Annotated in this window: 27 protein-coding genes; 12 read left to right on the forward strand and 15 right to left on the reverse strand. The window is 72.0% G+C overall.

Going from position 1 to position 25,332, the window contains the following annotated elements:
- Window positions 1-57: 57 nt before the first annotated feature.
- A complete protein-coding gene (locus tag ASG45_RS01075) occupies window positions 58-1,143 on the reverse strand; it encodes a citrate/2-methylcitrate synthase (RefSeq protein WP_055832170.1) in 1,086 nt (361 codons plus the stop codon).
- 52 nt (window positions 1,144-1,195) lie between these two features.
- Between ASG45_RS01075 and ASG45_RS01080 the strand changes: the two genes are divergently transcribed.
- From ASG45_RS01080 to ASG45_RS01095, 4 genes are all read left to right on the forward strand, one after another.
- Entirely contained in the window at window positions 1,196-2,374 is a 1,179-nt protein-coding gene (locus ASG45_RS01080) for a citrate synthase (RefSeq protein ID WP_055832172.1), read from the forward strand.
- Between the two features lie 129 nt (window positions 2,375-2,503).
- A complete protein-coding gene (locus ASG45_RS01085) occupies window positions 2,504-3,280 on the forward strand; it encodes a helix-turn-helix domain-containing protein (RefSeq protein WP_055832174.1) in 777 nt (258 codons plus the stop codon).
- A 3-nt stretch (window positions 3,281-3,283) separates the two neighbouring features.
- Window positions 3,284-4,174, forward strand: a complete 891-nt coding sequence (locus ASG45_RS01090) for a hypothetical protein (protein WP_200934053.1) — start codon at window positions 3,284-3,286, stop codon at window positions 4,172-4,174.
- A gap of 46 nt (window positions 4,175-4,220) precedes the next feature.
- Window positions 4,221-4,541, forward strand: coding sequence for a type II toxin-antitoxin system VapC family toxin (locus tag ASG45_RS01095; RefSeq protein WP_055832176.1), 321 nt, complete (start codon window positions 4,221-4,223; stop codon window positions 4,539-4,541).
- Between the two features lie 61 nt (window positions 4,542-4,602).
- Here the strand turns inward: ASG45_RS01095 and ASG45_RS01100 are convergent, their stop codons facing one another.
- The 3 genes from ASG45_RS01100 to ASG45_RS01110 form a co-directional block, all read right to left on the reverse strand.
- Complete coding sequence (locus ASG45_RS01100) at window positions 4,603-4,872, reverse strand: DUF6457 domain-containing protein (protein ID WP_055832178.1); 270 nt, start codon at window positions 4,870-4,872, stop codon at window positions 4,603-4,605.
- A gap of 181 nt (window positions 4,873-5,053) precedes the next feature.
- Entirely contained in the window at window positions 5,054-5,614 is a 561-nt protein-coding gene (gene mobA / locus ASG45_RS01105; protein WP_055832179.1) for a molybdenum cofactor guanylyltransferase, read from the reverse strand.
- Window positions 5,608-6,792 carry a molybdopterin molybdotransferase MoeA gene (locus tag ASG45_RS01110; RefSeq protein ID WP_055832181.1) on the reverse strand — a complete coding sequence of 395 codons (1,185 nt, stop codon included), beginning with the start codon at window positions 6,790-6,792 and terminating at the stop codon, window positions 5,608-5,610. The genes mobA and ASG45_RS01110 overlap by 7 nt, the downstream gene beginning before the upstream one ends.
- A gap of 371 nt (window positions 6,793-7,163) precedes the next feature.
- Between ASG45_RS01110 and ASG45_RS01115 the strand changes: the two genes are divergently transcribed.
- A complete protein-coding gene (locus ASG45_RS01115) occupies window positions 7,164-7,658 on the forward strand; it encodes a DUF1990 family protein (protein WP_055832182.1) in 495 nt (164 codons plus the stop codon).
- 280 nt (window positions 7,659-7,938) lie between these two features.
- Here ASG45_RS01115 and ASG45_RS01120 read toward each other — a convergent pair whose 3' ends face one another.
- The 6 genes from ASG45_RS01120 to ASG45_RS01145 are packed head-to-tail and all read right to left on the reverse strand — an operon-like array spanning window position 7,939 to window position 11,094.
- Window positions 7,939-8,853: an Asp23/Gls24 family envelope stress response protein gene (locus ASG45_RS01120; protein WP_055832184.1), complete on the reverse strand. Its 915-nt coding sequence runs from the start codon at window positions 8,851-8,853 to the stop codon at window positions 7,939-7,941.
- 19 nt (window positions 8,854-8,872) lie between these two features.
- Window positions 8,873-9,460 carry a hypothetical protein gene (locus tag ASG45_RS01125; RefSeq protein ID WP_055832186.1) on the reverse strand — a complete coding sequence of 196 codons (588 nt, stop codon included), beginning with the start codon at window positions 9,458-9,460 and terminating at the stop codon, window positions 8,873-8,875.
- Window positions 9,457-10,038, reverse strand: coding sequence for a hypothetical protein (locus ASG45_RS01130; protein ID WP_055832187.1), 582 nt, complete (start codon window positions 10,036-10,038; stop codon window positions 9,457-9,459). The genes ASG45_RS01125 and ASG45_RS01130 overlap by 4 nt, the downstream gene beginning before the upstream one ends.
- Entirely contained in the window at window positions 10,038-10,430 is a 393-nt protein-coding gene (locus ASG45_RS01135; RefSeq protein WP_055832190.1) for a hypothetical protein, read from the reverse strand. Before ASG45_RS01135 ends, ASG45_RS01130 begins: the two co-directional genes overlap by 1 nt.
- Window positions 10,427-10,615 carry a DUF2273 domain-containing protein gene (locus ASG45_RS01140; protein ID WP_055832192.1) on the reverse strand — a complete coding sequence of 63 codons (189 nt, stop codon included), beginning with the start codon at window positions 10,613-10,615 and terminating at the stop codon, window positions 10,427-10,429. Before ASG45_RS01140 ends, ASG45_RS01135 begins: the two co-directional genes overlap by 4 nt.
- Window positions 10,612-11,094, reverse strand: a complete 483-nt coding sequence (locus ASG45_RS01145) for an Asp23/Gls24 family envelope stress response protein (protein ID WP_055832194.1) — start codon at window positions 11,092-11,094, stop codon at window positions 10,612-10,614. The genes ASG45_RS01140 and ASG45_RS01145 overlap by 4 nt, the downstream gene beginning before the upstream one ends.
- A gap of 337 nt (window positions 11,095-11,431) precedes the next feature.
- Between ASG45_RS01145 and fdhD the strand changes: the two genes are divergently transcribed.
- Window positions 11,432-12,310, forward strand: a complete 879-nt coding sequence (gene fdhD, locus ASG45_RS01150) for a formate dehydrogenase accessory sulfurtransferase FdhD (protein ID WP_055832195.1) — start codon at window positions 11,432-11,434, stop codon at window positions 12,308-12,310.
- Window positions 12,311-12,374: 64 nt separating this feature from the next.
- Window positions 12,375-14,699, forward strand: coding sequence for an FdhF/YdeP family oxidoreductase (locus ASG45_RS01155; protein ID WP_055833130.1), 2,325 nt, complete (start codon window positions 12,375-12,377; stop codon window positions 14,697-14,699).
- Window positions 14,700-14,788: 89 nt separating this feature from the next.
- On the opposite strand, the gene ASG45_RS01160 is transcribed toward ASG45_RS01155, so the two are convergent.
- Window positions 14,789-15,781: a glycerate kinase gene (locus ASG45_RS01160; RefSeq protein ID WP_055832197.1), complete on the reverse strand. Its 993-nt coding sequence runs from the start codon at window positions 15,779-15,781 to the stop codon at window positions 14,789-14,791.
- Between the two features lie 304 nt (window positions 15,782-16,085).
- Between ASG45_RS01160 and purL the strand changes: the two genes are divergently transcribed.
- From purL to ASG45_RS01175, 4 genes are all read left to right on the forward strand, one after another.
- A complete protein-coding gene (purL, locus tag ASG45_RS01165; RefSeq protein ID WP_055832199.1) occupies window positions 16,086-18,428 on the forward strand; it encodes a phosphoribosylformylglycinamidine synthase subunit PurL in 2,343 nt (780 codons plus the stop codon).
- 54 nt (window positions 18,429-18,482) lie between these two features.
- On the forward strand, window positions 18,483-18,617 hold the full coding sequence (locus tag ASG45_RS16685) for a hypothetical protein (protein ID WP_258027439.1): 135 nt from the start codon (window positions 18,483-18,485) through the stop codon (window positions 18,615-18,617).
- A 158-nt stretch (window positions 18,618-18,775) separates the two neighbouring features.
- Window positions 18,776-19,765: a hypothetical protein gene (locus ASG45_RS01170; RefSeq protein WP_156459322.1), complete on the forward strand. Its 990-nt coding sequence runs from the start codon at window positions 18,776-18,778 to the stop codon at window positions 19,763-19,765.
- 33 nt (window positions 19,766-19,798) lie between these two features.
- Complete coding sequence (locus ASG45_RS01175; protein WP_055832203.1) at window positions 19,799-20,536, forward strand: hypothetical protein; 738 nt, start codon at window positions 19,799-19,801, stop codon at window positions 20,534-20,536.
- A 24-nt stretch (window positions 20,537-20,560) separates the two neighbouring features.
- On the opposite strand, the gene ASG45_RS01180 is transcribed toward ASG45_RS01175, so the two are convergent.
- Window positions 20,561-20,821: a DUF3253 domain-containing protein gene (locus tag ASG45_RS01180; RefSeq protein ID WP_055832205.1), complete on the reverse strand. Its 261-nt coding sequence runs from the start codon at window positions 20,819-20,821 to the stop codon at window positions 20,561-20,563.
- Window positions 20,822-20,868: 47 nt separating this feature from the next.
- Between ASG45_RS01180 and ASG45_RS01185 the strand changes: the two genes are divergently transcribed.
- On the forward strand, window positions 20,869-21,600 hold the full coding sequence (locus ASG45_RS01185; RefSeq protein WP_055832207.1) for a YqjF family protein: 732 nt from the start codon (window positions 20,869-20,871) through the stop codon (window positions 21,598-21,600).
- Between the two features lie 150 nt (window positions 21,601-21,750).
- On the opposite strand, the gene ASG45_RS01190 is transcribed toward ASG45_RS01185, so the two are convergent.
- The 3 genes from ASG45_RS01190 to ASG45_RS01200 form a co-directional block, all read right to left on the reverse strand.
- Window positions 21,751-22,656, reverse strand: a complete 906-nt coding sequence (locus ASG45_RS01190) for a glycine betaine ABC transporter substrate-binding protein (RefSeq protein WP_055832208.1) — start codon at window positions 22,654-22,656, stop codon at window positions 21,751-21,753.
- A gap of 62 nt (window positions 22,657-22,718) precedes the next feature.
- A complete protein-coding gene (locus ASG45_RS01195) occupies window positions 22,719-23,627 on the reverse strand; it encodes an ABC transporter permease (protein WP_055832210.1) in 909 nt (302 codons plus the stop codon).
- A complete protein-coding gene (locus ASG45_RS01200) occupies window positions 23,627-24,946 on the reverse strand; it encodes a quaternary amine ABC transporter ATP-binding protein (RefSeq protein ID WP_055832212.1) in 1,320 nt (439 codons plus the stop codon). The genes ASG45_RS01195 and ASG45_RS01200 overlap by 1 nt, the downstream gene beginning before the upstream one ends.
- Window positions 24,947-25,332: the final 386 nt, after the last annotated feature.

Below are 25,332 nucleotides of genomic sequence, written 5' to 3' on the forward strand. Positions count from 1 at the left end.
CGGCGTCGCGCGCCCGACCGTTCGTCCGCGGCATCCGACCGTTCGTCCGCGGGGGACTCAGCCTCGGAACGCCGGCCCGACATACCGCGCCGACGGGCGGATGATCTTGGGGTCGCGCGCCTGTTCGAGCACGTGCGCCGTCCAGCCGATCGTGCGCGCGAGAGCGAAGGTGGGCGTGAACATGTCGCGCGCGATGCCGCACTGCTCCATCACCACCGCGGCGTAGAACTCGACGTTCGCGTGCAGCGGGCGTTCGGGGTGCCGGGCCGCCAGCTGCCGCTCCGCCTCCTCTTGGAAGGCCAGCGCCTGCGCCACGCGCGGCCCGCCGAGGTCGAGGGCGACGCCGCGCAGCAGCTCCGAGCGCGGGTCGGCCGTGCGGTACACCGCGTGCCCGAAGCCCATGAGCCGGCGCCCCGCGGCGAGCTCCCCGGCGATCCAGGCCGACGGGTCGTCGCCCGCGCGGTCGAGGCTGTCGAGCGCCCGCGCCGGGGCTCCGCCGTGCAGCGGACCCGAGAGCGCGCCGAGCGCGCCGGTGAGACACGATGCCATGTCTGCCCCCGTCGACGCGATGACCCGGGCCGTGAACGTCGAGGCGTTGAAGCCGTGGTCCATCGCCGCGATCAGGTACGCCGACAGCGCCCGTACGTGCGCCGCGTCGGGCGTCGCACCCGTGACGCGCTCGAGGTAGTCGGCGACCACCCCGGCTCCCGCTGCCCCGCGGTGCGGCGCGAGGGCGAGGGGGGCGATCGCCGCGAACCGGATCGCCTCGTCGAGCCGCGCATCGGGGTCGAGGTCGTAGAGCGCCGCGGATCGGCGGACCGATGCCGCGACCGTCCACACCGCGCGCAGCGCCGCGAGCGGCTGGTCGGTGTGCATCGCGACGGCGGCGATCCGTTCCGGCATCCGAGGATCCGCCTGAGCCGCGGCGATGCGTTCCGCGAACGCGGCACCACGGCCGGCGTCGGGAAGCTGTCCGACGACGAGCAGATGCCAGACCTCCTCGAACGACCGCTCGCGCGCCAGCTCGACGGCGGAGTGCCCGCGGTAGTGGAAGTACCCGGCCTCTCCGTTCACGTCGCCGATGGTGGTCTCGGCGGCGACGACGCCGTTCAGACCGCGGGGTACGTCGATCAGCTCGCTCATGCGCCCAGTGTGCGAACATGACGAACCCAGCGTCAACGTTGATCGGATCACCATGACCGCCCCGCTCCCCCGCCTCACCGCCGCGCAGGCCGCCGCCCGTCTCGGGGTGAAACCGCAGACCCTCTACGCCTACGTCTCGCGCGGCCTCGTGACGCGCGAACGCGACGCGCGCGGCTCGACGTTCGACGCCCTCGAGCTCGAGGCCTTCGCGGCCGGGCGGCGACGCACGGCCGGGCGCACCCCGAGCCACCCCACGACGGGGATGCCGCTGGGCATCGTGCAGACCGACATCGCCGACATCGAAGACGGCGAGCTGCTGTACCGGGGCCGGCGTGCCCGCGACCTCATCGACCACCCGTTCGCCGAGGTCGTCGCGTGGCTGTGGGGCGCGGAGCGGATCGACGCCCCCGACACCGCGATCGGCAGCGCCCGCGCCATGGTCGAGGCCCTCCCCCCGCACGCGGGGGCCATGGATCGCCTGCGTGCCGCCCTCACCGGGTTCGCCGCCGACGACCCGCTCCGCCACGACACCGCCCCCACGACCCTTCACCGCATCGGCTGGACCCTGCTCACCGGGCTCCCCGTCGCCCTCGGCGGCGACGCGCAGCTCGACGTGGCGCGCTCCCTCGCCGGCGCCTGGGGCGTGAGCGACGGTCCCACCGTCCGCGCGATCAACGCGGCGCTCATCCTGCTCATCGATCACGACCTGGCCGTGTCGACCTTCGCCGCGCGGGTGGCGGCCTCGGCCCGCGCCGACGGGTACGCGGCGGTCGGCGCAGCTCTGGGAGCCGCCGACTCGCCCCTGCACATCGCCGCCGCCACCCGCACCTCCCGCCTGCTCACGCAGGTGCGCCGGGGCAGGGAGCCCGAGCGCGCGCTGGCCGACGCGGTGCAGGACGGCAACGGCATCCCGGGCTTCGGGCATCCCCTGTACAGCGGTGTCGACGACCGCGCCGACGCGCTCTTCCCGCTGCTCGCGCAGCTCCCCGACGGGGAACGAACGATGGATGCCGTGACCCGGCTCAGCGACACCGTCGCCGCCCGTGCGCACGCGCGGCCCAACGTGGATCTCGCGCTGGCCGCCCTGGCATCCGGAGCCCGTCTCCCCGACGACGCGGCGAGCTCGATCTTCGTCGTGGGCCGGCTGGCGGGGTGGATCGCGCACATCGGCGCGGAATACGCCGAAGCGCCGATGCGCCTGCGACCGCGTGGGGAGTATGTCGGGCCGTGACCCCGCGCGAAGCAACCGGGTCTGCGACTCGCTCGCCCGGGGCGGGGTCATGGCAAAGCACCGCCCCCTCGCCCGTCAGTGTCTGGCACATCCTTGTGTCACACGACACATACTTGTTACCCTAGACACATGGATGTTCCGTCTCTGATCGAGCTCCTCGGGCGCACGCCGACCGCAACGGCGCGCGCGACCGGGCTCTCTCGTATGACCGTGCGCCGGGTGCGCGATGGAGTGTCCGCGCCGACGATCGAGACGCTACGCGAGCTCGCGCTGGCGGCCGGGTACGACATCGACGTGCAGCTGGTGCCCGTGAGCGACCCGGCAGCCGCCGTGGCGGCGCGAGTAGTCGCCGACCCGGCCATCCCGACCCGGGAAGATCTTGAGGGCTGGGGGATGACGTCACCTGAGGAAGTCCAGCAGATCGACGAATGGATGGCTCGCCTCGAGCGTCACGCCGGCCCCGACCGGAATCGACTGCTCGAATTGGCGGGCCGGTACTCGGCCGCGCAGCACCGGAAGGGTGCCCGGTTCTTCGCCCCGAAGCCGGGGCTCACGCAGCAGCAGACGATCGAGGTGGCCAACAGTGCACTGCGTCCGCTGAGTGGGGCACTTTCGGGAGTTGCGGCTGCTCGCGCCTACCTCGGCCACGCCCCGGACCCCGGTCCCGTGGTGGTCTGGTCGACGGATACCGACGCGGTGGCCGAGCGGCTGTCGGCGACGATGCGCGAGGTCGACGAGTATCAGCCGGCCGGTGTTCTGGTCGCGCCTACGATGCAGGCTTACCTGGTCGACATGATGATCCCGCCGGACTGGGAGCAGCAGATCGTCTCGCCGATCCAGGCGGCGATCGACCTGTACGGACTGGGCTACGACCAGCTGGCCGACGAGATCACCGAAGGGTGGTGAACGATGAGCGAAGAGAGCACGGAGGAGCGGTCTCCGAAGAAGTGGGGTATGACCGCGGCGGACTTCGCCAAGCGTGCGCAGGAGAACCGTGACCGACACCAGGCGGGGGCCTCGATCCGTGATCCGTTCGTCGGCGACGCCACCCGTGAGCAGCGCACGGGCCGGATCACCTGGCGACCGGGTGCGGTCAACTTCGAACTCGTCGAGCCGTCTGCGGTGCAGCGGTCGCTCTTCCGCCTAGAGAAGTCGCTGCCCGAACTCGTCTGGAACGCGGCCGCCCTGGAGGGCAACACCTTCACGCTGCCGCAGGTGCAGACCCTGCTGGATGGTGTCACCGTCGGTGGGAAGAAGCTCGAGGAGGCGGAGCAGATCCTCGCCCTGAGCGAGGGCATGGGCCTGATGATCAGCGCGGTGCGTGACGGCTCCTTCTCGCTGCGCAAAGAGATGAGTGACCGCATCCACGGTGTGATCGCCAGATACGAAGCGATCGAGTCGGGCAACTTCCGTGGCGAGGGGAGCGTGCACGGCGGCGGTTCCGTCACGCTCGCCAGCGGCGGGACCGTCGACGGTGACCCGACAGGGAAGAACGGGGAGCAGCTCCGGGAGGACTACACGAACCTGCTCGCCGGGCTCGGCGCACTCGGCGATCCGAGAGCCCGCGCCCTGGTGTACTTCGCCTCGGCAACCCGGTCCCAGTTCTACTTCGACGGGAACAAACGCACCGCCAGAATCATGATGACGGGCGCGCTGGTCCAGTCGGGCTTCGAGCCCATCAACATCCCCTACGCGCGGCACGAGGAATTCAACGTCGCGCTGGACGAGGTGTTCCGCACGGACGACGGGACCCGGCTGATCTCCTTCCTCACGACATGCACCATGGTGGACCGACGATGAGAACGCCGCTGATCTGCGGAACCTCCGCGTCGCGTTTGTCACTGCGGTGATCGCCGACGACAAGCCGCTCGCGACGAGCCCCCTGGTCATGCTCGAGGCGCTCGTGAAACCGATACGGGATGCCGACGCCCAGGCGCAGTCGACCATGTGGAGCGCCTTCGATGCTCTCGAACTGCTGCCGGTGGACCCCGACGCCTTTCTCGACGCGGCGTTGCTGCGTGCCCGCTATCGAGGCCTGCAGACGGCGGATGCCCTGCATCTCGCCGTCGCCCGACGGGCCGGGTGCCGCGCTCTCTGGACGAACGACTCGCGTCTCGAGACGGCGTCGGGGGGCTTCGCGGTCGACGTCATCGGCAGCGCTCGCTAGCTCCCCCACCTGCGTGCCCTGCGCCCCCTCCGGCGTTCGAGGCCGATGCCGCCCCGGCGTCTCAGCGGTTCTCCCACCCGCGCGCGAGTTCCACGACCGCCGCCACCGCGGCCTCGGTGTCGGCCGGCGAGCCGCCCGCGCGACCGGCGACGAGCCCCGCGACGAAGGCGCTCAGCGGCGCCGCGGGCCGGGCCACACCGTTCGCGACGTCACGCGCGAGGTCGAGGATCAGCGAGATGGGGATGTCGCCCTCGCCCAGGTCGAAGCGCTCGGCGAGCGCCGCGCTCCAGTCGTTGAGCGCCTCGGGCGGCAGGGTGCGGGATTCGGTCATGGCTGCTCCTCCTCGGGCTGCTCGAAGATCGTCCCACGTGTCGACGTCGTGCGTCAGGGCGCCGCGGCATCCCGCGCCGCCGTGCACAAACGCGGGCCGCGCCACGACCCGCCGCCTCGAAGCGCCTTGTCACCGGCGTGTCTCCCCACCGCCCCGCCGTTGTGCACGGCGGGCGCGAGGGTCACCGGGCTCGGGCTGCTCGAAGATCGTCCCACGTGTCGACGTCGTGCGTCAGGGACGGGTCGACCGACACCGGGGTCACCGCCATCCCTCCGAGCAGGGCCCGCATCGACGCATCGCGTCCGCGGTCGGGAAGAGGGGATGCCGCTGCACGCAGCGCCGCCGTCCGGTACCGGCCGATCAGCCACTGGCGTCGACCGTCGTCGAGGCAGACGCCGTCGACGCCCGGCGAGAGCGCATAGGGCAGCAGCGCCACCGCCTGCCCCACGGTCGGCAGGTCGCAGGCGACGACGTAGACCTCGTCGGCATCCACCGACGACAGGGCAGCGACGATCCCCGCCACCGGGCCGCCGAACGGGGGCTCCTCGCGCACCCACTCGACGTCGAGGCCGGGGGCGAGCTCGGGCGCGGCGACGACGATGCGCTCCACCCCCGCCGCACGGACGGCGGCGATCGCCGCGGTGAGCAGCGTCGCGCCGTTCACCTCGAACAGGGGTTTCACCGCCCCGCCCACCCGCGATCCGCGCCCCCCGGCCAGCAGGATCGCGTCGGCCCTCACCACAGCGTCACGCTCACGAGATCGCCCGCGACGAGATCGGTCTCGCCCGGGGGGACGACCGCCAGGCCGTCGGCATCGCCGAAGCCGCGGGTGCCGCGCTCGACCGGGCGGGCGAGCCAGTGCGCCGGATCACGGCGGTCGAGGGCGACCGGCACATACTGCACCCGCTCGGGACGCGCACGCCACCCCGCGGCGAGCGCCACGCGCACGGCGGCGCGACCGAGGTCGACATCGCCCTCGAGCGCGCGCAGCGCGGGCCGCACGAACAGCTCGAACGACACCGCCGCGCTCACCGGGTTGCCGGGGAGGCCGAACAGCAGGGTTCCCGCGGGCGTACGCCCGAAGCCCTGCGGCTTGCCGGGCTGCATGCGCACGCGGTCGAAGCGCATGAGGTCACCGAGGGTGTTCTTCACGACCTCGTACGCCCCGGCGCTCACGCCGCCCGAGAACACGACGACGTCGGCCCCGGCCGCCTCCGCCGCGGCGATCGCCCGGCGGGGTCCGTCGCCCTCGTCGCCCACGCTCGCGCGCAGCACGACCTCGGCACCCGCCTCTTCGGCGAGCCCGGCGAGCAGCACGCTGTTCGACTCGGGGATCCGACCGCGCGCCAGCGGCGCGCCCGGGGCGACGAGCTCCGAGCCGGTCGACACGACCGCGACGCGAGCGGCGCGCGACACGGTGACCGTGCCGACCCCGGATGCCGCGATGGCACCCGCCCGCGCCGCGGTGACCCGCAGTCCGTCCGCGACGACGAGGTCGCCCGCGCGCACGTCCGACCCGCGGCGGCGGACGTGGGCACCGGGTCCTCGCGGCGGCACGACGATCGTGACCGACTCGACGCCGCCGGCGAGTCCGTGCGCGGTGTCCTCGAACGGGACGACGGCGAGGGCATCGGTGGGCACGGGCGCCCCCGTCATGATGCGGGCCGCGTCGCCGGCATCCATCCGCGGGTCGAGGTCGGTCCCCGCGGGAAGATCGGCGACCACGCGCAGGATCGCGGGCGCGAGATCGCGGACGGCGAAGCCGTCCATGGCCGAGCAGTCGAAGGCCGGCACGTCGACGGCTGCCCGCACCGGATGCCGCAGCACCCGGCCACGGGCCGCCGCCACGTCGCGCGACTCGGGGTCGAGGGGCTCGACCGCGTCGAGGACGGCGGCGAGGTGGTCGGCGACGTCGATCACGCGGGGGTCCGTGCGGAGGGGACGGGCATGGTTCCAGCGTAGGCGCGGGGGGTGTGCGGGCGGGCGGGGGCGGGCGGGCTGGGCAGGCGGGCTCGGCGAGCGGGCGCTGCGCGGATGGCCGGAGCGGGGCGGGCGGGCTGGGCGGCGCCGAGGCCTCGGTGCGGGGCGGCGCGCGGGCGGCGGAGAGCGGGGCCAGCGGAGGGCGTGGGACAAGCGGAGGACGCGAGAGCGGTCTCTCGCCCTCCGCCGGTCCCACGCCCTCCGCTCATCACACCCTCCGCTCATCACGCCCTCCGGCGGTCCCACATCCTCCGCTCGTCACCTCGCCGCAACCCCCGGAGCCCCGGACGCGCCCGGTCTACCGTGAAGACATGGACGACCTGACCTACGACGAGGTCGGCGCGACGGCCGGCGAGATGCCCCCGGGGTACCACCACGTCCGCGGCCACCGCGTGATCGGGCACGGCCGCGGCGATTTCGAGCGCGCGGCCGACGCCCTCCTCGCGGGCGAGGCCCAGCGGCGCGCCGGCGCCCGGGTCGAGCTGTCCGAGACGCCGATGCGCGAGGGCACGCGCGTCACGATGCGCCTGGGTGTCGGCATCCTGGCGTTCCGCATCCCCTGCCTCGTCGTCTGGGCCGAGCGCACCGACACCTCGGCCGGCTTCGCCTACGGCACGCGTGCGGGCCATCCCGAACGCGGCGAGGAACGTTTCACGCTGACGCTGCGCCCGTCGGGCGAGGTGGCGTTCGACATCGCGGCCTTCTCGGCACCGGGCCGTTGGTTCACACGCTTGGGCGCACCGCTCGGCCGCGTCGTGCAGGCCTGGATGACGCGGCGGTACCTGCGGGCACTCGACGCGCGCTGACCCCTGGTGCCCGGTGTCGGATGAACTCGGGCCTCCGACAACGCGGCGACAGGGTGAGCTCCGCAGCGCGGCGTCGGGGCGCCGCGGCGTGCACAACTCCTGAGTTCTGGCGGCACCCGTCCGCCGCGGGGGCGGAAATCCGCGTATCGGCCCCCGCGCACCGCCCGATCCTCCGGAGTTGTGCACGGGCGGTCGGCGACGGCTCGGGCACCGAGATCGCCGACGGCGACGCGAAGGGCGCTCCGGCCGAAGCCGGAGCGCCCTTTCGTCGTGCCTGGGGTCAGGGGCGGGGACGGTCGTCTTCCACGACCGACTGCACGCTGTCCGTCGCCGGCGTCTCGTCGTCGGTGCGTACCTCGTCGGCAGCGATCGCGAGGTCGACCGCGGCGTCTTCGAGGGCCTCGGCGACCACGTCGCGCACGTCTCCGCGGTCGTCGGCGGGCGTGCTCGTGACGGGGCTCTCGGGCTCGAGGCCCTCCGTGACGCGGTCCGCCGCAGCGATGTCCGCGTCCGCATCGGCGGAGGCCACCCGCTCGCGTGCCGCCTGCACCGTCTGCTCGACAGCGGCTGCGGCACCGGCGGCGACGTCCTTCGACTTGGCCACGGCGACGTCGACGGTCTCCGACGCGCTGGCGGCGAGGTCCTTCGACTTCGCCACCGCGTCATCGACGGCAGCCGAGGCACCGGCCGCGACGTCCTTCGACTTCGCCTTCATGTCGTCGACCGCCACCGATGCGCGGTCGGCGACGGCATCCGTGCGCTCCTTCACCTCGCCGGCGACGTCACGGGCGCGGGCCGAGACGGCATCCGCCTTCTGCTCCGCCTCGTCGACGACGTCTCGGTCGAACGGGCCGAAGACGCCCGTCACGACCACGTCGACGTCGATCCGACCGCGACCGAGGGGCTCGAGCGCGTCGCGGACGGCGGTCCGCACGGCATCCGACACCTCGCGCAGCTTGTGCGGGTAGTCCACGACGAGCGAGATGGTGGCGGTGACGGAGTCGGCGCGATCGGTGTCGATCTTCACACCGGGCGCGGTGCTCGCGAGTCCCACGCGCTCCCGGACGGCATCCGACGCACGCCCCAGCAGGCTGCCGAGGGAGTGGACGCCCGTGACGGATCCGGCGGCGGTCGCGGCGAGCGCGGCCGCGGCGTCCAGGCCCGGGGGGTCGATGGCGGGGTCGATGGTGGTCATGACGTCTCCTTGTGGGGTGTCAGCGCACGCGGGTGTTGTCGTGCGCGAGCTTCGCGCGCAGACCCGAGTGGATCGAGATGTAGGCGCGCAGGTTCTGACCCGTCAGGGCGGCGAGGTTCGACACGAGGGTGTCGACGTGCTCGGCCACCTGGCGGGGAGAGGTGTTCTGTCGCGGGGTCACCGCTACGTGCAGCACCGACTCCTTGTTGATCTCGCCGGCGGTGATGCGGGCCGAGAGGATCTCGTCGCGCTCGGCCAGGGCGTTCTTCAGCGCTTCGGAGGCGAAGTTGTCGGTGACCGTGATGCGGCCCTCGTCGCTCGCGCTGCCGGTGGACTGCAGGGGTGCCTGACGACGACCGCGCACGGCGGACGAGGCGATGACGATGAGGATGACGGCCAGCACCACGAAGGCGGCGACCGCTCCCCAGCCGGCGGACTCGCGACCGAGGCCCACGAGCCAGCCCTGGAAGCCGCCCATGACCGAGGTCCAGGTGTCGGCTCCGCCGGGGGCGAGCCCGACGAGCAGAGCGAGGGCACCGGCGGCCAGCAGCACGACGGCGACCAGGAAGAGCAGGAAGCGGTTCAGACCGCGACGCGTCGCATTCATCGGGACTCCTTGGTGTCGGGACGCTGCACGCGCAGGTGGGTGCGCACGGCGGGCGAGAGCTTGTACGAGGTGACCTCTTCTTCGACGAGGCGGCGCAGCTCGGCTTCGTCGACGGGGATGCCGACCGGGGGCCGCACGGTCACGTCGACCGAGCGGTGGGCCACGCCCACGACGATGTCGTCACGGGCGATGCCCGACTCGTTACTCAGGTGCTGGGCGACGGCGGAGGCCACGACGCCGTTGTCGACGACGACGGCACGCTCACCCCACGCCATTTCGTGACGCGACAGGCGTCCGGGCTTGAGCGCGAGGACGAGAACGAGCACACCCACGAGGGCGAGCACGATGCCGCCGACGATGAACGCGACGGGAAGCAGGGCGGTGGGGGCCGCGACGATGGCGTTCAGCGCTTCGCCGGGGGCGACGAGCAGAGCGGGCTGCCCGACCAGGTTGAGGATGATCTCGACCGCGGCGTAGGCCAGGACGAGAAGGAGCAGCACGGCCACGACGATCATGGCCACGGTGCGCGGCGAGTGGGTCTCGCGGCGCACGACGGTGCGGAGCACGGCGTCGGTCATCACAGCACTCGCTTTCGCTGGGGGGCGGAGGCGCCCGAGATGGTCAGGTCGACGCGCGAGACCTCGCGGCCGAACAGGCGGGTCAGACGCGACCGCAGCTCGCTCTGGGCGACGCGGGCGGCTTCCAGCACGGGGGTGGCGGCGCGCACGGCCTCGGTGTCGTCGAGGCGCGGCACGGGGAAGGCCGAGGTCACGCGGACCACGGCCGTGTCGCGGGACGAGACGATCTCGACGCGGACGTTCTTGGCGTCCACGCCGATGATGTCGGCGGCGGCCCGCTCCGCGGTCTTCTGCAGCACGCGGTCCGAGATGGCGACGCGGCCCGCGGGGAGGCCGGGGCCGGCAACCGAGCTGCGGTTGCCGACCCCGGGAGAAGCGGTGACGGTGGTCACGATGTGCTCCGACCCTTGAAGGCGTTGACGATGTTGCCGAAGTCGATCTCACCCGCCGTGATGCGGGCGACGACGATTCCGATCGCCATGAACAGGGCGACGAGGATGAATCCCCAGAAGCCGAAGATCAGGGCGCTGAGGGCCAGGACGAGCCCGACCAGGGCGCCCTTCGTCGTGGCGCTCACTGGACGCGCTTTTCGTTGCTGTCGTCGTCGTTGTTGTCGTCGCCCGGGATGTGGACGTCGTTCACGTCGACGTTGACCTCGACGACCTCGAGGCCGACGAGACGGTTGATGGCACCGGCGACGCGTCCGCGCACCTGGTCGGCGACTTCCTGGATGGGGGCGCCGTACTCGACGACGATGGTGATGTCGGCGGCGGCCTGGGTCTCGCCGACCTCGACCTTGACGCCCTGCGTCAGGTCGGTGGCGTTGATCGCGTCACGGATGGCACCCAGCGCGCGGGCTCCGCCGCCGCCGAGCGCGTACACACCGGCGACCTCGCGGGCAGCGATCCCGGCGACCTTGGCGACGACGCCCTCGGCGATCGTGGTCTTGCCCTCGGTGTGGGCGTCCTGTCCGCGGGCGCTCAGCGGGCGGTTCACGCGCGACGCCGTCTGGGGGACGTTCTGCGCGGCGGGGGTGGTGGGGGCGTTCTCAGCCATGTCCGTGCCTTTCAACAGTCGTGACCCGGTCGTTCCGGGGTGGGCGCTTTGGCCTACATGGATAAGACGTACCGGGTGCAGGAATCGTCACGTCGGGATTGAAAAAAACTCCGAAATCTGTATTCGCATGAATGCGAATGAACGCCTTCCGCGTGATTCCGCGGGTGGATGCGCTCCCACGACGCGTCCCGCGTCGGCGGCCCCGGACGCCCGACGAAGCGGATCCCCGTAGTCCCCGCCCCCCGGATCCACCCTCCCCGCCCCTCCCGATCCGGTCGGCGCCGCCGGGCGTACGCTCGATCCATGAGCCCCCTCCGTGCGTTCCTCCGGTCCTGACGTGGGCCGCCTCACCGCCTCCCGCCGCGTCACCCGCCTCACCCTCGACGGGGTCCGTCGCGAGCGACCGGATGCCATCGCCGTCGAAGAGCCGCTTGAGATCCGCGTCGCCGGGTCGCCGTTGGCCGTCACGATGCGCACCCCGGGTCATGACGTCGAACTGGCCGCCGGTTTTCTCGTGTCGGAGGGCGTGATCAGCCGCGGCGACGAGTTCGCCCGGGCGATCCACTGCGGCGGCCCCGGCACCGGCGGCGCCGACGGCAACACGTACAACGTGCTCGATCTCACGCTCGCACCGGGCGTCGCCCTTCCTTCGCCCGACATCGCCCGCTCGTTCTATACGACGAGCTCGTGCGGCGTCTGCGGCACGGCCTCCATCGAGGCGGTCGAGAAGGTGTCGTCCTACGACGTCTCGTCCGACGGCATCCGGGTGTCGGCGCACGATGTCGCGGCCTTCCCCGACCGCCTGCGCGAGCAGCAGAAGACGTTCGACAAGACCGGCGGACTGCACGGCGCCGCCCTCTTCGACGTTGCGAGCGGCGCGATGCTCGTGGCCCGCGAAGACGTCGGTCGGCACAACGCCGTCGACAAGGTCGTCGGGTGGGCGCTGTTGAACGACCGCCTGCCGCTGCGGGGGACGGTGCTGCAGGTCTCGGGCCGCGTGAGCTTCGAGCTGGTGCAGAAGGCCGTGATGGCCGGCATCCCGGTCCTGTCGGCGGTGTCGGCGCCCTCCTCTCTCGCCGTCGAGCTGGCCGAGCGCGCGGGGCTCACGCTGGCCGCGTTCGTCCGCGGTGGCAGCATGAACCTGTACACGCGGGCGGATCGCATCCAGGCGCCGTCCACAACCCCCGCGACGGACGAGGTCGCGAGCGTACGCTGACGAACGCGCACGGGGGTGGGGGTGGATGCCACCGCCCCGGCGCTGAAGACTTCGGAGGGTGAACATGGGTGAGTCGTTCGGATTGATGGCCGAGAAGCCGCGACAGGGCGGGCTCGGGCCGGCGGTCACGACCGAGTGGTCGAGCACCGGCGAGTACGAGCACCCGGCCGCCGGCTGGGGGGCCGCCTTCTCGGTCGGAAAAGTGCTGCTCGAGCAGCGCCAGCCCGTCGCGGGGACGCGCGCGATGTTCACGATGAACCACCCCAAGAGCGGGTTCGACTGCCCCGGCTGCGCGTGGCCCGACGACAAGGGCGTCGCCCTCGACATCTGCGAGAACGGCATCAAGCACGTCACGTGGGAGATGACGCACAAGCGCGTCGGCAAGGAGTTCTTCGCCGAGCACTCCGTGACCGAGCTGTCTCAGTGGACCGACTTCGACCTCGAAGACGCCGGTCGCCTCGTCGGCCCCCTGGCCTACGACGCGGCATCCGATCACTACGTGCCGATCTCGTGGAACGACGCCTTCCGCATGATCGCGCAGCACCTCACCGCGCTCGACTCGCCCGACCAGGCGGCGTTCTACACCTCGGGGCGCCTGAGCAACGAGGCGTCGTTCCTCTACCAGCTGTTCGCGCGCGAGCTCGGCACGAACAACCTCCCCGACTGCTCCAACATGTGCCACGAGGGCTCGGGACGCGGCCTCACGGCCTCGCTCGCCACCCCGAAGGGCACCGCCGACCTCGAAGACTGGGAGAGCTGCGACGCCCTCTTCGTGCTCGGCGTCAACGCCGCCTCGAACGCTCCGCGCATGCTCACGAGCCTCGCCGAGGCCGTCGACCGCGGCGCACAGGTCGTGCACGTGAACCCGCTGCGCGAAGCGGCGGCGACCCGCACGATCGTGCCCCACGAGATCGTCGACATGGCGACGTTCCAGTCCACCCCCACCAGCACGATGAACCTGCAGGTGCGCCCCGGCGGCGACCTCGCCCTCATCCGCGGCATGGCCAAGGTCGTGTTCGAGGCGTCCGAGACCGACCCCACCGCGCTCGACCAGGCCTTCCTCGACGAGTACACGACGGGCCTCGACGCCTACCGCGCCCTGGTCGAGGCGACCGGCTGGGACGAGCTCGTCGAGCAGGCGGGACTCACCGAGGCCGAGATCCGCGGAGCCGCCGACGTCTACCTGAGCGCCGAGCGCACGGTCATCAGCTGGTGCCTGGGCGTCAGCCAGCATCAGCACGGCGTCGACACGGTGCGCGAGATCGTCAACCTGCTGCTGCTGCGCGGCAACGTCGGACGCACGGGCACCGGCCCCTCGCCCGTGCGCGGTCACAGCAACGTGCAGGGCAACCGCACCTGCGGCATCAATCACAAGCCCACCGAGAAATGGCTCGCCAAGCTCGACGAGGTCTGCGGCATCGTCTCGCCCCGCGAGCCCGGCCTCGACACCGTGCACACGGTCGCGGGCCTGCACCGCGGCGACGTCAAGGTGTTCGTCGGCATGGGCGGCAACTTCGTGCGGGCGGCCCCCGACACCGCCCTCACCGCCGAGGGGATGAGCCGGTGCGAACTGACGGTGCACGTGAGCACCAAGCTCAATCGCAGTCACCTGACCCACGGCAAGGACGCGCTGATCCTCCCGTGCCTCGGCCGCACCGAACGCGACGTGCAAGAGGCGGGCCCCCAGTCGATCTCGACCGAGGATGCCATGAGCTCGGTCATGCTGTCGCTCGGCTCCCGCCGCCCGGCATCGTCGCACCTGCTCAGCGAGCCCGAGATCATCGCGCGCATGGCCCGCGCGACGATGCCCGAGTCGGCGACGCCGTGGGAGTGGTACGTCGGCGACTACGACCGCATCCGCGACACCATGGCGAAGGTGCTGCCGGGCTTCGAGGGCTTCAACGAGCTCGTCCGCCAGCAGTACGGCTTCCGCATTCCGCAGCCCGCTCGCGAGCGCGACTTCCAGACCCCGTCGGGCAAGGCGGAGTTCTCGGATGCCGAGCTGCCCAACGTCATCCCCGAAGAAGCCGATGTGCTGGTCCTGCAGACCATGCGCTCGCACGATCAGTGGAACACCACGATCTACTCGGCCGACGACCGGTACCGCGGCGTCCGCAACATCCGCGAGCTGGTGTTCATGCACCGTCGCGACATGAAGGAGCGCGGCATCGCCGAGGGAGACCTGGTCGACATCGTCGCCACCTCGCGCGACGGGTCGGTCCGCAGCGTCACGGCCTTCCGCGCGCTCGAGTACGACACCCCGCGTGGCAGCGCAGCCGGCTACTTCCCCGAGCTGAACGTGCTGCTCGGTCCCGACGACTACAGCCGCCAGAGCGACCAGCCGCTGATGAAGGACATCCGGGTGCGCATCGCGAAGACCGCGTCCTGACCGCCGGGCCCGCCGTGCACAACGGCGGGCCCCCTTCCCCGGACACCCGGGCCGGTGCCGCGTTCCGCCCGTCATCCGCTCCAGGGCGGTCAGTGATCGAGCCGCGACAGGGCCTCCGCGGTCGCCGCGCGGAGGGCGACGACCGGGTCGCGCCAGGCCAGGTCCGCCCCCACGGTCCGGGTCATCGAGAAGACGTGGGGACCGCCGACTCCCGGGGCCACGTTCCCGGCGATCAGGGCGGCGGGCACGCCGTACCCCGCGGCGAGCGCGAGCACGTGACCCGGCCCCTTGCCCTCAAGGGTGGTCGCGTCGAACGCGCCCTCCCCCGTCAGCACGAGGTCGGCTCCGGCGATCGCCGCGTCGAGCCCCCGCGCGGCGGCGACGAAGGCGGCGCCGTCGACGAGCTCCGCCCCGGCGGCGAACAGCGCGCCCGACAGACCCCCGGCCGCGCCCGTCCGCGCCACCCCGTCGAGCGAGCGACCGAACCGTGCGGTCCACTCCGCGGCATCCGTCTGGAGTCGCGCCGTGAGGCGCTCGACCATCGCCGGGTCGGCCCCCTTCTGCGGGCCGAACACGCGCGCGGCATCGCCGAACGCGGCGGTGGCGTCGGTCAGCACGATGACTCCCGGCGGGAAGGGGACGCGAGCGCCCAGCGCGTCGAGCGCCCCGCGCCCGCCGTCGGTCATCGCCGATCCGCCCATTCCCACGACGATCCGCGTCGCCCCGGCGTCGAGGGCGAGAGCCAGCAACTCGCCGACGCCGCGGCTCGTCGCGCCCCACGGGTCGTTGCCTCGCGCACCTCCGGCGAGGACGAGCCCGGATGCCGCGGCCGACTCGATCACGGCACTGTCACCGTCGAGACGCCAGGCGGCGGCGACCGGCAGACCGAGCGGCCCCGTGACGGTGTCGTGACGGGGCCGGCCGCCGAGGGCGTCGAGCGTGCCGTCACCGCCGTCCGCCATGGGGAGGACGACGATCTCGGCCCCGGCCCACCGCTCGCGGACCGCCGAGGCCATGGCATCCGCCGCCTCCTGGGCGGTGAGCGTGCCCTTGAACTTGTCGGGGGCGATCACGACGCGCATGGGCACCTTCGGTCGGGGCGGGTGTCTGCACCCTACCGCCGGGCATCGCGCGGCCGGGCGGCCGCCGCACGCCCTCAGCGATCCGCGCACCCTCAGCCCGGATGCCACGAGCCCCCGCCCGCACACAACCTCAGCGATTCGCGCACCCCCAGCCGATCAAGCCCGAATCGAACCGATGTTGTGAGAATCACTGACCTTGCGCCCGAACGCCCCGAGCGGGCCGCCCGCAGACGGCCCCGGCGAGGTCCGACCACCCAACTAGACTGACTCCGTCCGGCCCCTGCGATTTCTGGAGCTCAGCCGCGTGACCACTTCACCCGAATCCGCCGCCCGTACGGCACTCGCCGACACCGTCGAGAACGCCATCTCGACGCCCGAGAAAGAGCAGCCCTACGGCGCCCTCGGTCTCAAGAGCGACGAGTACGCCCGAATCCGCGAGATCCTGGGCCGCCGCCCCACCAGCGGTGAGCTGGCGATGTACTCGGTCATGTGGAGCGAGCACTGCTCCTACAAGTCCAGCAAGATCTACCTGCGCCAGTTCGGCCAGAAGGTCAGCGACGAGATGAAGACCCGCCTCATGGTGGGCATGGGCCAGAACGCCGGCGTCGTCGACGTGGGCGACGGCTGGGCGGTCACCTTCAAGGTCGAGTCGCACAACCACCCCAGCTACATCGAGCCGTTCCAGGGCGCGGCCACCGGCGTCGGCGGCATCGTGCGCGACATCATCTCGATGGGCGCGCGCCCCGTCGCGATCATGGATCAGCTGCGCTTCGGCGCCATCGACCACCCCGACACCCCGCGCGTGGTGCACGGCGTCACCAGCGGTATCTCGTTCTACGGCAACTGCCTGGGCCTGCCGAACATCGGCGGCGAGACCGTCTTCGACGCCGTCTACCAGGGCAACCCGCTGGTCAACGCCCTCGCGGTGGGCGTCATGCGCCACGAAGACATCAAGCTCGCCAACGCGACCGGGGTGGGCAACAAGGTCGTGCTGTTCGGTGCCCGCACGGGCGGCGACGGTATCGGCGGCGCCAGCATCCTGGCATCCGACACCTTCGCCGACGGCGGCCCCACCAAGCGCCCCGCGGTGCAGGTGGGCGACCCGTTCGCCGAGAAGGTGCTCATCGAGTGCTGCCTCGAGCTGTACAAAGACGACCTCGTCGAGGCCATCCAGGACCTCGGGGCCGCCGGCATCTCGTGCGCCACGAGCGAGCTCGCCGCCAACGGCGACAGCGGCATGAAGGTCGAGCTGTCGAAGGTGCTGCTGCGCGACCCCTCGCTGACGCCCGAAGAGATCCTCATGTCGGAGTCGCAGGAGCGCATGATGGCGATCGTCGCGCCCGAGAAGCTCGACGCGTTCCTCGCCGTCGTCGGCAAGTGGGACGTCGAGACCAGCGTGCTCGGCGAGGTCACCGGAGACGGCCGCCTCGTCATCGACTGGTACGGCGAGCGCATCGTCGACGTCGACCCCTCGACCGTCGCGGTCGACGGCCCCGTGTACGAGCGCCCCGTCGCCTACCCCACGTGGATCGACGCGCTGAACGACGACACGGCGACGACCCTCGCGCGGGCGACGGATGCCGAGACCCTCCGCCAGCAGTTCACCACCCTGGTCGCGAGCCCCAACCTCGCCGACACCTCGTGGATCACGAACCAGTACGACTACTACGTGCTCGGCAACACGGCCCTGAGCTTCCCCGACGACGCCGGCATGATCCGCGTCGACGAAGAGACCGGCCTCGGCTTCGCGATCGCGACCGACTGCAACGGCCGCTACAACCAGCTCGACCCGTACGAGGGCGCCAAGCTCGCCCTCGCCGAGGCCTATCGCAACGTCGCGGTCACGGGCGCCGTGCCCACCGCCGTCACCGACTGCCTCAACTTCGGCAGCCCCGAGAACCCCGAGGTCATGTGGCAGTTCAGCCGGGCCGTCGAGGGTCTGAGCGACGGATGCCTCGAGCTCGGCATCCCGGTCACGGGCGGCAACGTCTCGTTCTACAACCAGACCGGTGACCAGCCGATCCACCCGACCCCCGTCGTGGGCGTCCTGGGCATCATCGACGACGTCGCCGCCCGCATTCCCAGCGGCTGGCAGGATGCCGGTGAGAACCTCTACCTGCTCGGCACCACCGCCGACGAGCTCGACGGTTCGCAGTGGGCCGGCACGATCCACGACCACCTCGGCGGCCGCCCGCCCCGGGTCGACATGGCGCAGGAGCGCAAGCTCGCCGAGCTGCTCAAGGCCGCCGGTTCGCAGTCGCTCGTGTCGAGCGCGCACGACCTGTCGTCGGGCGGGCTCGCGCAGACCCTCGCCGAGGGCGTCTTGCGCTTCGGCGTGGGTGCGCGCGTGTGGCTGACCGAGCTCATGGAGCGCGACGGCGTCGATGCCACGGCGGCCCTGTTCAGCGAGTCGACCGGCCGCGTCCTGGTCAGCGTCCCGCGCGAAGAAGACGTCAAGTTCCGAGGCCTGTGCAACGGCCGCGGCTACCCGGTGCTGCGCATCGGTGTGACCGACGTCGAGCCCGGCACGGTGGCATCCCTCGAGATCCAGGACGTCTTCACCGTCACGGTTCCGGAGCTGCGCCGCCTGTCGAACGAGACCCTGCCCGCCGTCTTCGGTCCCACCGTCGCGGAGCCCGTGGCCTGAGGGTTCGGGCCCTCGGCCCCGACACCCCGCCCGCCCGCCCAGAGGAGAAGTGCGATGAGCGACGACGACGACATGACGGTGTTCAGCGACAAGCGCCAGCGGCGGGTGAAGCTCACCGCGTGGGTCGTGATCGGTGCGCTCATCCTCACCGGTGGCGGCGCGACCGTGCTGACGTTGATTCTGGGCTGACGCGCGTCCCACGCGAGGGGCGTTCCCCGTCGCCGAGGGTGCGTCCCGGCGGAGCGCCCCCTCTCGCGTCGAACCGACTCGGGCGTCGGGGGTGCTTCCCCTGCGCGTTCCGGCCGAATGCCCGGCGTGATGTCAGACACCGCCCGTAGCATGGGGGTGTGGAACCGCTGGTGATCTTTCTCACCGAGTGGTGGTGGATCGGCCCCGCAGCGGCCGGTGCCGGCACACTCGGGTGGGTCGGCGTGCGCCGCACACGGCAACGCGCGCTCCCCGCGGGAACCACGACCACCGGCGACCGAGCGGCCCGGGCCTGGGCTTCTCGCCCGCTGAGCAAGAACGCCGCCCGTCGTCTCGAGCTCGACGCCGCGCAGCTCGATCTGCAGAGCGCCCGGCACGCCGTCATGCGCGGACGCGCCGAGGTGAAGGTCGCCGACGCCGAGGTGGTGCGCGCTCAGGCCGAGCGGGCGGCGTCCCGCGTTCCGGCCGACGTGGTCGCCGCCGCCCGCGGTCGACTCGTCGACGCCCAACGCGACCTGCGCGCCGCGACCGCCGAGGTGCGGGCCAGCCGCGCCGGAGTGAAAGCGGCGAAGGCCATGCTCCCGGCGATCCGCTCCGGTGGCGCGCCCCTTCCGGTCGCGCGCCTGCTGGCCGAGCACGACGCCGTCCTCGCCCGCTGGATGTCGTACGAGACCGACCCCGCGCTGGCGATCGACTACCCCGCCATGACCGACTCGCGCTCTCCCCTGCTCGCCGACTTCCTGCGCGCGCACGAACGCGCGCAGTGGCTGCGTCCGGCCTCGACCACGACGCGTCTCGAGCCCGCCGAGTTCCTCGCGTACCGCGATGCCGTGCGTCACGTCTCGCACGCGTTCGACCGCGCGGAGCGCGCCGCGCGGCGCGGCGGCGAGCAGCCCAGCGTCGAGGGGACCGACGCGTGGGGTCGCGTGGCCTCCGATCTCGCCGAGACGGCTCAGCGCGCGCTGGCCCGTTCGATGGAGTCGATGGGCCGTGCGGCGGCCCGCAACTGGAGCGAACGGGGCGCGAAGCGCGCGCAGAAGAAGGGCCCCGACGCCGCTCCCCCCACGCCGAACGAGCGCCCCGTGTGGCCGCCGCCCGCGCGCGAGACGCCGCGACCGCCGGCATCCTGAGCCGCCGTCGGGCGAGCGGCGTAGCATGGCGCCGTGCAGGAGTTCTGGAATTTCGCCGGCCAGTACTGGTGGCTGGTCTTCCCCGTCTTCGGAATGACCATGGGGGCGGTCAACGCGCGCGTGAAGCACCGCGAGGTCGCCGCCCGTCGGCGCCACCGCGAGCAGATCGAGCTGATCCGCGCGCAGGGCGGGGCCGTTCCGGCGTCGATCTCCGCTCCGACCGTGGGCGCCCCGGTCGCCGACGCCCAGCAGCGCGCCGTGGACGCGCACGACGCCGTCACCCACCGCTGGCTCGAGTACGAGCTCGACGCGTCGAAGCTCATCACCTACCCGGCGATGAGCGACGGCCGCCAGCCGCTCACGGCGGCGTTCCTGCGCGCGAAGAAGGTCGCCGACAATCTGCGCCCCCGCACCGATGAGGTGTTGTCGCCCGATCGGCTCAAGGAGTACCGCGAGGCCGTCACCGACTACGAAGTGGCCTTCGAGGTCGCCGAGCGCGATGCCCGACGGGTCAAAGACGCCGCGTTCACCGCCGACGAGCGCAAGCGCCTCGACACCGCGAAGCAGCTGCTCAGTGTCGCCACCGACCAGGCCGCCACCCCCAACGAGCGGCAGGTCGCCTACCGCCGCGTGCGCGAGGAGTTGAACGGTCTGATCTGGCTGTCCGACGAGGCCGTCGACGTGCTCGAGAAGAAGGTCGCGCTCGAACTGCCCCGCGGCAGCGGCGATACACCCCGCACTCCGCTCATCCCGCCCGAGCCCGCGGTCTGACGCGACGGCTCCCGCGCGGAGTCGTCAGCTCTTGCGGCGTATCCGCACCGGCCCCCGTGCCGTCGTCACGTCGACGACGCGACCCTTCTGCGTCACCTCGACCTCGCCCAGGCCGACGAGTTCGTGCGCGGCGTCGCGCGCCGGCTGCATGAGGTCTCGCCAGTCGTCGCCGCCGACGGCGCGAGCCGCCTCCGACGGGCAGATCGTCTTGTCGGCGTCGCGCGCGGCGAGCAGTTCGCGAATGGATGCCACGAGCCGAGGATCCGCACCAGATGCCGGGGTCATCTGTCCAGTGTCCCTCCGCGCGGCGGTGCCGGGGTCAGAATGAGCCGGTGATCACCGACCGCCATGCCCCCGATCTGCCCGGACGCGCCGTCATCGAGCAGCGGTGGAACCGCGCCGTCTTCGTGCACTGGCGGGTGGACGCGGCCGACGTCGCGCCGCTGCTCCCGGCCGGTACCCGTCCCGACGTGCACGACGGCTCCGCGTGGGTGGGGCTCGTGCCCTTCGTGCTCAGTGAGTTCCGCTTCCTGCCCCTGCCGCCCGTGCCCTTCGTCGGCACGTTCACCGAGATCAACGTTCGCACCTACGCGATCGACGACGAGGGCCGCCGCGGCGTCGTGTTCCGCACGCTCGAGGCCGAGCATCTGGCCCCCGTCCTCGGGGCCCGCGCGCTGTTCGGCCTGCCCTACCGATGGGCTCGAGCCGGAGTCCGCACCGACGGGGCGCGCATCGAGTACCGCTCGCGGCGTCACGGGGGTCGGCATCCGGGAACCCACGTGCGTGCCACCCTCGGCACCGACACGGTCGACACCCCCCTCTCGCGGTTCCTGACCGCGCGATGGGGCTTCCACGAGCGTCACCTGGGCCGCACGATCTGGGCCGCGAACAGCCACGAACCGTGGCCCCTGGTCGAGGCGCAGCTCGACGTGCTCGACGACGAGCTCGTGGCCGACGCTGGCTTCCCCCAGCTCGCCGGCCGCACGCCCGACTCGGTGCTGGCGATGCCCGCGGGCCACCCCGGCTTCATCACGCGCTTCACGACGGCGCACGCGATCGCCTGACTCCACCGTTCCTCCTGTCACGACCGCCGGCCACCCGCGGCGTGGGGCGACATGACGCGAACTCGCCGCGCTCGGGCGCCCTCTCCCCGGCGTCCGCGCACGAGAAGACGGCCCCCTCCATGCCGGAGGGGGCCGTCTTCTCGCGGGATCTCAGTCGCGCTGCGTCGGGAACGCGTCGGGGTACTGCTCGAGCCACGCCTGCACGGCCTCGGGCTCCTTGCCCTCGCCGTACTCGTTGACCACGAGGTCTTCGAGCGAGCCGTACTGCTCGTCGTCGAGCTGGATGCCGGCGATGAGCTCGGCGGCATCCGGGTACTTCTCGGCGAAGCCGGAGGTGGCGAGGAAGTGCAGCGCCTCGGGGTCGCCCATCAGACCCTGGGGGTCCTCGAGGTCCTTCACGTCGTAGGCGTCGTTCGCCCAGAAGGGACGCCACAGGGTGACCGCGATGTCCTTCTGCGCCGCGATGGCGTTGTCGAGCTCGGTGAGCATCGCCGCGGTCGACGAGGTGACGAGTTCGAAGTCGCCGTCGAGGCCGTAGCCGGGCAGCATGGTCTCCTGCGTCTGCTTGGTGAGGCCGGCACCCGGCTCGATGCCGTAGATGCGCCCCTCGAAGCGGTCGGCGTTGGCCTGCAGCTGCTCGATCGAGTCGATGTCGACGTAGCTGGGCACCGCGATCGTGAGCTTGGCGTTGTCGTAGTACGCGCCGAGGTCTTCGATCTTGTCGCCGTAGGTGTTCATGTAGTCGGCGTGCGTCAACTCGGGCCATGCCGACGGGTAGATGTCGACGTCGCCCTGGGCGAGGCCGGCGTAGAGCGGGCCCGCCTCGGTGAGGGTCTGCATCTCGACGGTGTAGCCGAGCTTCTCGAGCTGGTCCTCGAGCAGGTAGGCGGTGCTGAGGCCGTCGGTCCACGACGGCAGGAACCCGAGCGTGATCGTGCCCTTGTCGCCGCCGCCGCCGTCTCCGCCCTCGGCCTGGTTGCCGCTCGCGCAGCCGGCGAGCGCGAGGGCGCTGACGGCCCCGAGGGCCAGGGTGGTGGTGAGGTGTCGCTTGTTCATCGCTGTGTTCTCTTCCTTTTCGTATGCGTTTCCGTGTGTGCGCGCGCGTGAGGTGCCAGGACTCACGCGGGGGTGGGGGTGAGGGCGGCGGGGGCGGCCGGGGCGCGACGTCGGCCCAGCGCCGCGAGCAGCGACGAGGCGTTGTCGGCCCGGTTGCCGAGGGCGGCGGTGAGGCGGTCGAGGTACACCGCCAGCACGACCACGCTGAGGCCCGCCTCGACGCCCTTGGGCAGGTTGACGGTCGAGATCGACTGCACGACCTCCTTGCCCAGGCCGTCGGCGCCGACGATGCCGGCGACGACCGCCATGGACAGGGCGAGCATGATGACCTGGTTGACGCCCGCCATGATGGTGGGCATCGCGAGCGGCAGTTGGATGCCACGCAGGATCTGTCCGGGCGTCGCGCCGAACGCGTGCCCGGCCTCCACGGTCTCGGAGTCGACCCCGCGGATGCCGAGCTCGGTCAGACGCACGCCCGGGGGCAGCGCGAAGATGACGGTCGAGACGACACCGGGTACCACCCCGATGCTGAAGAACGTGATCGCGGGGATCAGGTAGACGAAGGCGGGCATGGTCTGCATGAAGTCGAGGATCGGCTTCATGACGGCGCGCACGGTGGGATTGCGCGCCGACCAGATGCCGAGCGGCACCGAGATCGCCACGGCCACGATCGTCGCCACGAGCACGAGGGCGAGCGTCTGCATCGCCGTGACCCACTGACCCATGCCCAGGATGAGGGCGAAGCCGATCACCGTGCCGAGGGCGAGCTTCCACGAGCGCAGGAGCCACGCCAGCAGTGCCGCGATCACGATCACGACGATGATCGGGGCGGCCAGCAGCACATCGCTGAGGCCCCCGACGAGAAAGCGCACGGTCACGGCGATGACATCGAAGAGACCCGAGAGGTTGTCGCGGAGCCAGTCCACGCCGGCGTCGACCCACTGGCCGACCGGAATGCGGAAACCATCCATCAGCGCATCCCTCCGGTCTCGGATGCCGGGACCCCGGGGTCGGCGGAGGTCGCGTCGAGCACCGCGTCGATCTCTGCCGACGGGAGCGGGTTCGGAAGCACGGTGATCTCCTCGGTGGCGGTGGGGCCGGGGCCGAGAGCGGCCAACAGGGTGACGCGCGGGATGACGCCGGCCAGGCGTCCCTCGGCGTCGAGCACGGCCAGCGGCAGCGGCGACTCGACCGACGGCACGAAGAGGTTCATGAGCACGTCCTCTTCGCGCACGCTCTGCGGCAGCGGCCGGAGCCTGCCGAGTAGCGAGTTCTCTCCCGCGCGCACGAGCTTGATGGCGTCGCGGTCGGTGATGATGCCGAGCGGCTTGCGGTCGCGGTCGGTGACGTAGGCGGCCGACATGTATGCGTCGCGCATCTGGCGCAGCGCCGTCCGGGGGCCCGCCGACGCGTCGACGCGCGGTCGGGGACGCTCCATGACGTTGCCGGCCGTGAGCACGCGGGCGCGGTCGACGTCCTGCACGAACTGCTCGACGTAGTCGTTGGCCGGGTCGGTGAGGATGTCTTCGGGCGTGCCGATCTGCACGATGCGCCCGTCGCGCATGACCGCGATGCGGTCGCCGAGGAACATGGCCTCGTTGAGGTCGTGGGTGATGAAGACGATCGTCTTCTTCAGCGTCCGCTGCAGTTCGAGCAGCTGCTCCTGCATCTCGCGACGGATGAGGGGATCGAGGGCGCTGAAGGCCTCGTCCATGAGCAGGATGTCGGTGTCGGCGGCGAGAGCGCGGGCGATGCCGACGCGCTGCTGCATACCGCCCGACAGCGCGGAGGGGAGCTTGTCGCCCCATCCCTCGAGCCCGACGAGAGCGAGGATCTCGTCGGCCTTGGCGAGGCGCTCGGCCTTGCCGACGCCGCGGAGCTCGAGCGGGTAGGCCACGTTGGCCGCGACCGTCCGGTGCGGCAGCAGCGCGAAGTGCTGGAACACCATCGCGAGACGATCGCGCCGCAGCGACCGGAGTCGCGCGGTGCCGACGCCCGTGAGGGGATCGCCCTGCACCTCGACGGTGCCCGCGCTGGCCTCATGGAGGCCGTTCAGCATGCGGATGATGGTGGACTTGCCGGAGCCGGAGAGCCCCATGATGACGAAGATCTCACCGGGGTGGACCTCGAAGCTCGCGTCGATGACGGCGGCGGTCCCGTGGTCGGCGATCTCGTCGCGACGGGCGCCGGAGCGGAGCTTCTCGACGGCGGCCTGGGGGGCGCGGCCGAAGACCTTGAACAGGTTCTTCGCCGCGAGGGCAGGCGCCTCGAACGCAGGCGGATGGGTCACTGTGTGCACCTCAGCGGCCTCGGGTGGCCGCAGCGGTCACGCCCGGGTGGCAGCCGTCAGCACTCTTCGGGGGGTGGAGTGCGTCGGCGTCGAATGTCGGATCCGACGCCCAGGCCGCCGACCGTACGCTCGCGGCGTCGACTCCCCCGAGTCGTCACCGGCGACCGCGGACTGGTCGGGTGGGCGGCCCGAATTCGGGCCTCCACCAAGGTTTCACGGTGATGGATCGGCTGGCAAATCGCCCGCCGCGTTGCGCTCTCGAGCACCCTGTGGCACGCGCGTGCGCGTGCCCGATGCTTCCCGGGCTCTCCCCCGCGGGCATCCCCGGATGCGAGCCCGGGCGTGTCGCGCGACGTCGGCGGAGGCGCTCCGGCATCCCGAAACCG

The sequence above is a fragment of the Microbacterium sp. Leaf436 genome (assembly GCF_001424715.1).
GTDB lineage: Bacteria > Actinomycetota > Actinomycetes > Actinomycetales > Microbacteriaceae > Microbacterium.

Bases quoted from the DNA above. Each gene is read 5' to 3' on its own strand.
- ASG45_RS01075 (WP_055832170.1), bottom strand. From the start codon at position 1,143: ATGAGCGAGCTGATCGACGTACCCCGCGGTCTGAACGGCGTCGTCGCC.
- ASG45_RS01080 (WP_055832172.1), top strand. From the start codon at position 1,196: ATGACCGCCCCGCTCCCCCGCCTCACCGCCGCGCAGGCCGCCGCCCGT.
- ASG45_RS01085 (WP_055832174.1), top strand. From the start codon at position 2,504: ATGGATGTTCCGTCTCTGATCGAGCTCCTCGGGCGCACGCCGACCGCA.
- ASG45_RS01090 (WP_200934053.1), top strand. From the start codon at position 3,284: ATGAGCGAAGAGAGCACGGAGGAGCGGTCTCCGAAGAAGTGGGGTATG.
- ASG45_RS01100 (WP_055832178.1), bottom strand. From the start codon at position 4,872: ATGACCGAATCCCGCACCCTGCCGCCCGAGGCGCTCAACGACTGGAGC.
- ASG45_RS01115 (WP_055832182.1), top strand. From the start codon at position 7,164: ATGGACGACCTGACCTACGACGAGGTCGGCGCGACGGCCGGCGAGATG.
- ASG45_RS01120 (WP_055832184.1), bottom strand. From the start codon at position 8,853: ATGACCACCATCGACCCCGCCATCGACCCCCCGGGCCTGGACGCCGCG.
- ASG45_RS01125 (WP_055832186.1), bottom strand. From the start codon at position 9,460: ATGAATGCGACGCGTCGCGGTCTGAACCGCTTCCTGCTCTTCCTGGTC.
- ASG45_RS01130 (WP_055832187.1), bottom strand. From the start codon at position 10,038: ATGACCGACGCCGTGCTCCGCACCGTCGTGCGCCGCGAGACCCACTCG.
- ASG45_RS01145 (WP_055832194.1), bottom strand. From the start codon at position 11,094: ATGGCTGAGAACGCCCCCACCACCCCCGCCGCGCAGAACGTCCCCCAG.
- ASG45_RS01155 (WP_055833130.1), top strand. From the start codon at position 12,375: ATGGGTGAGTCGTTCGGATTGATGGCCGAGAAGCCGCGACAGGGCGGG.
- ASG45_RS01160 (WP_055832197.1), bottom strand. From the start codon at position 15,781: ATGCGCGTCGTGATCGCCCCCGACAAGTTCAAGGGCACGCTCACCGCC.
- ASG45_RS16685 (WP_258027439.1), top strand. From the start codon at position 18,483: ATGAGCGACGACGACGACATGACGGTGTTCAGCGACAAGCGCCAGCGG.
- ASG45_RS01180 (WP_055832205.1), bottom strand. From the start codon at position 20,821: ATGACCCCGGCATCTGGTGCGGATCCTCGGCTCGTGGCATCCATTCGC.
- ASG45_RS01190 (WP_055832208.1), bottom strand. From the start codon at position 22,656: ATGAACAAGCGACACCTCACCACCACCCTGGCCCTCGGGGCCGTCAGC.
- ASG45_RS01195 (WP_055832210.1), bottom strand. From the start codon at position 23,627: ATGGATGGTTTCCGCATTCCGGTCGGCCAGTGGGTCGACGCCGGCGTG.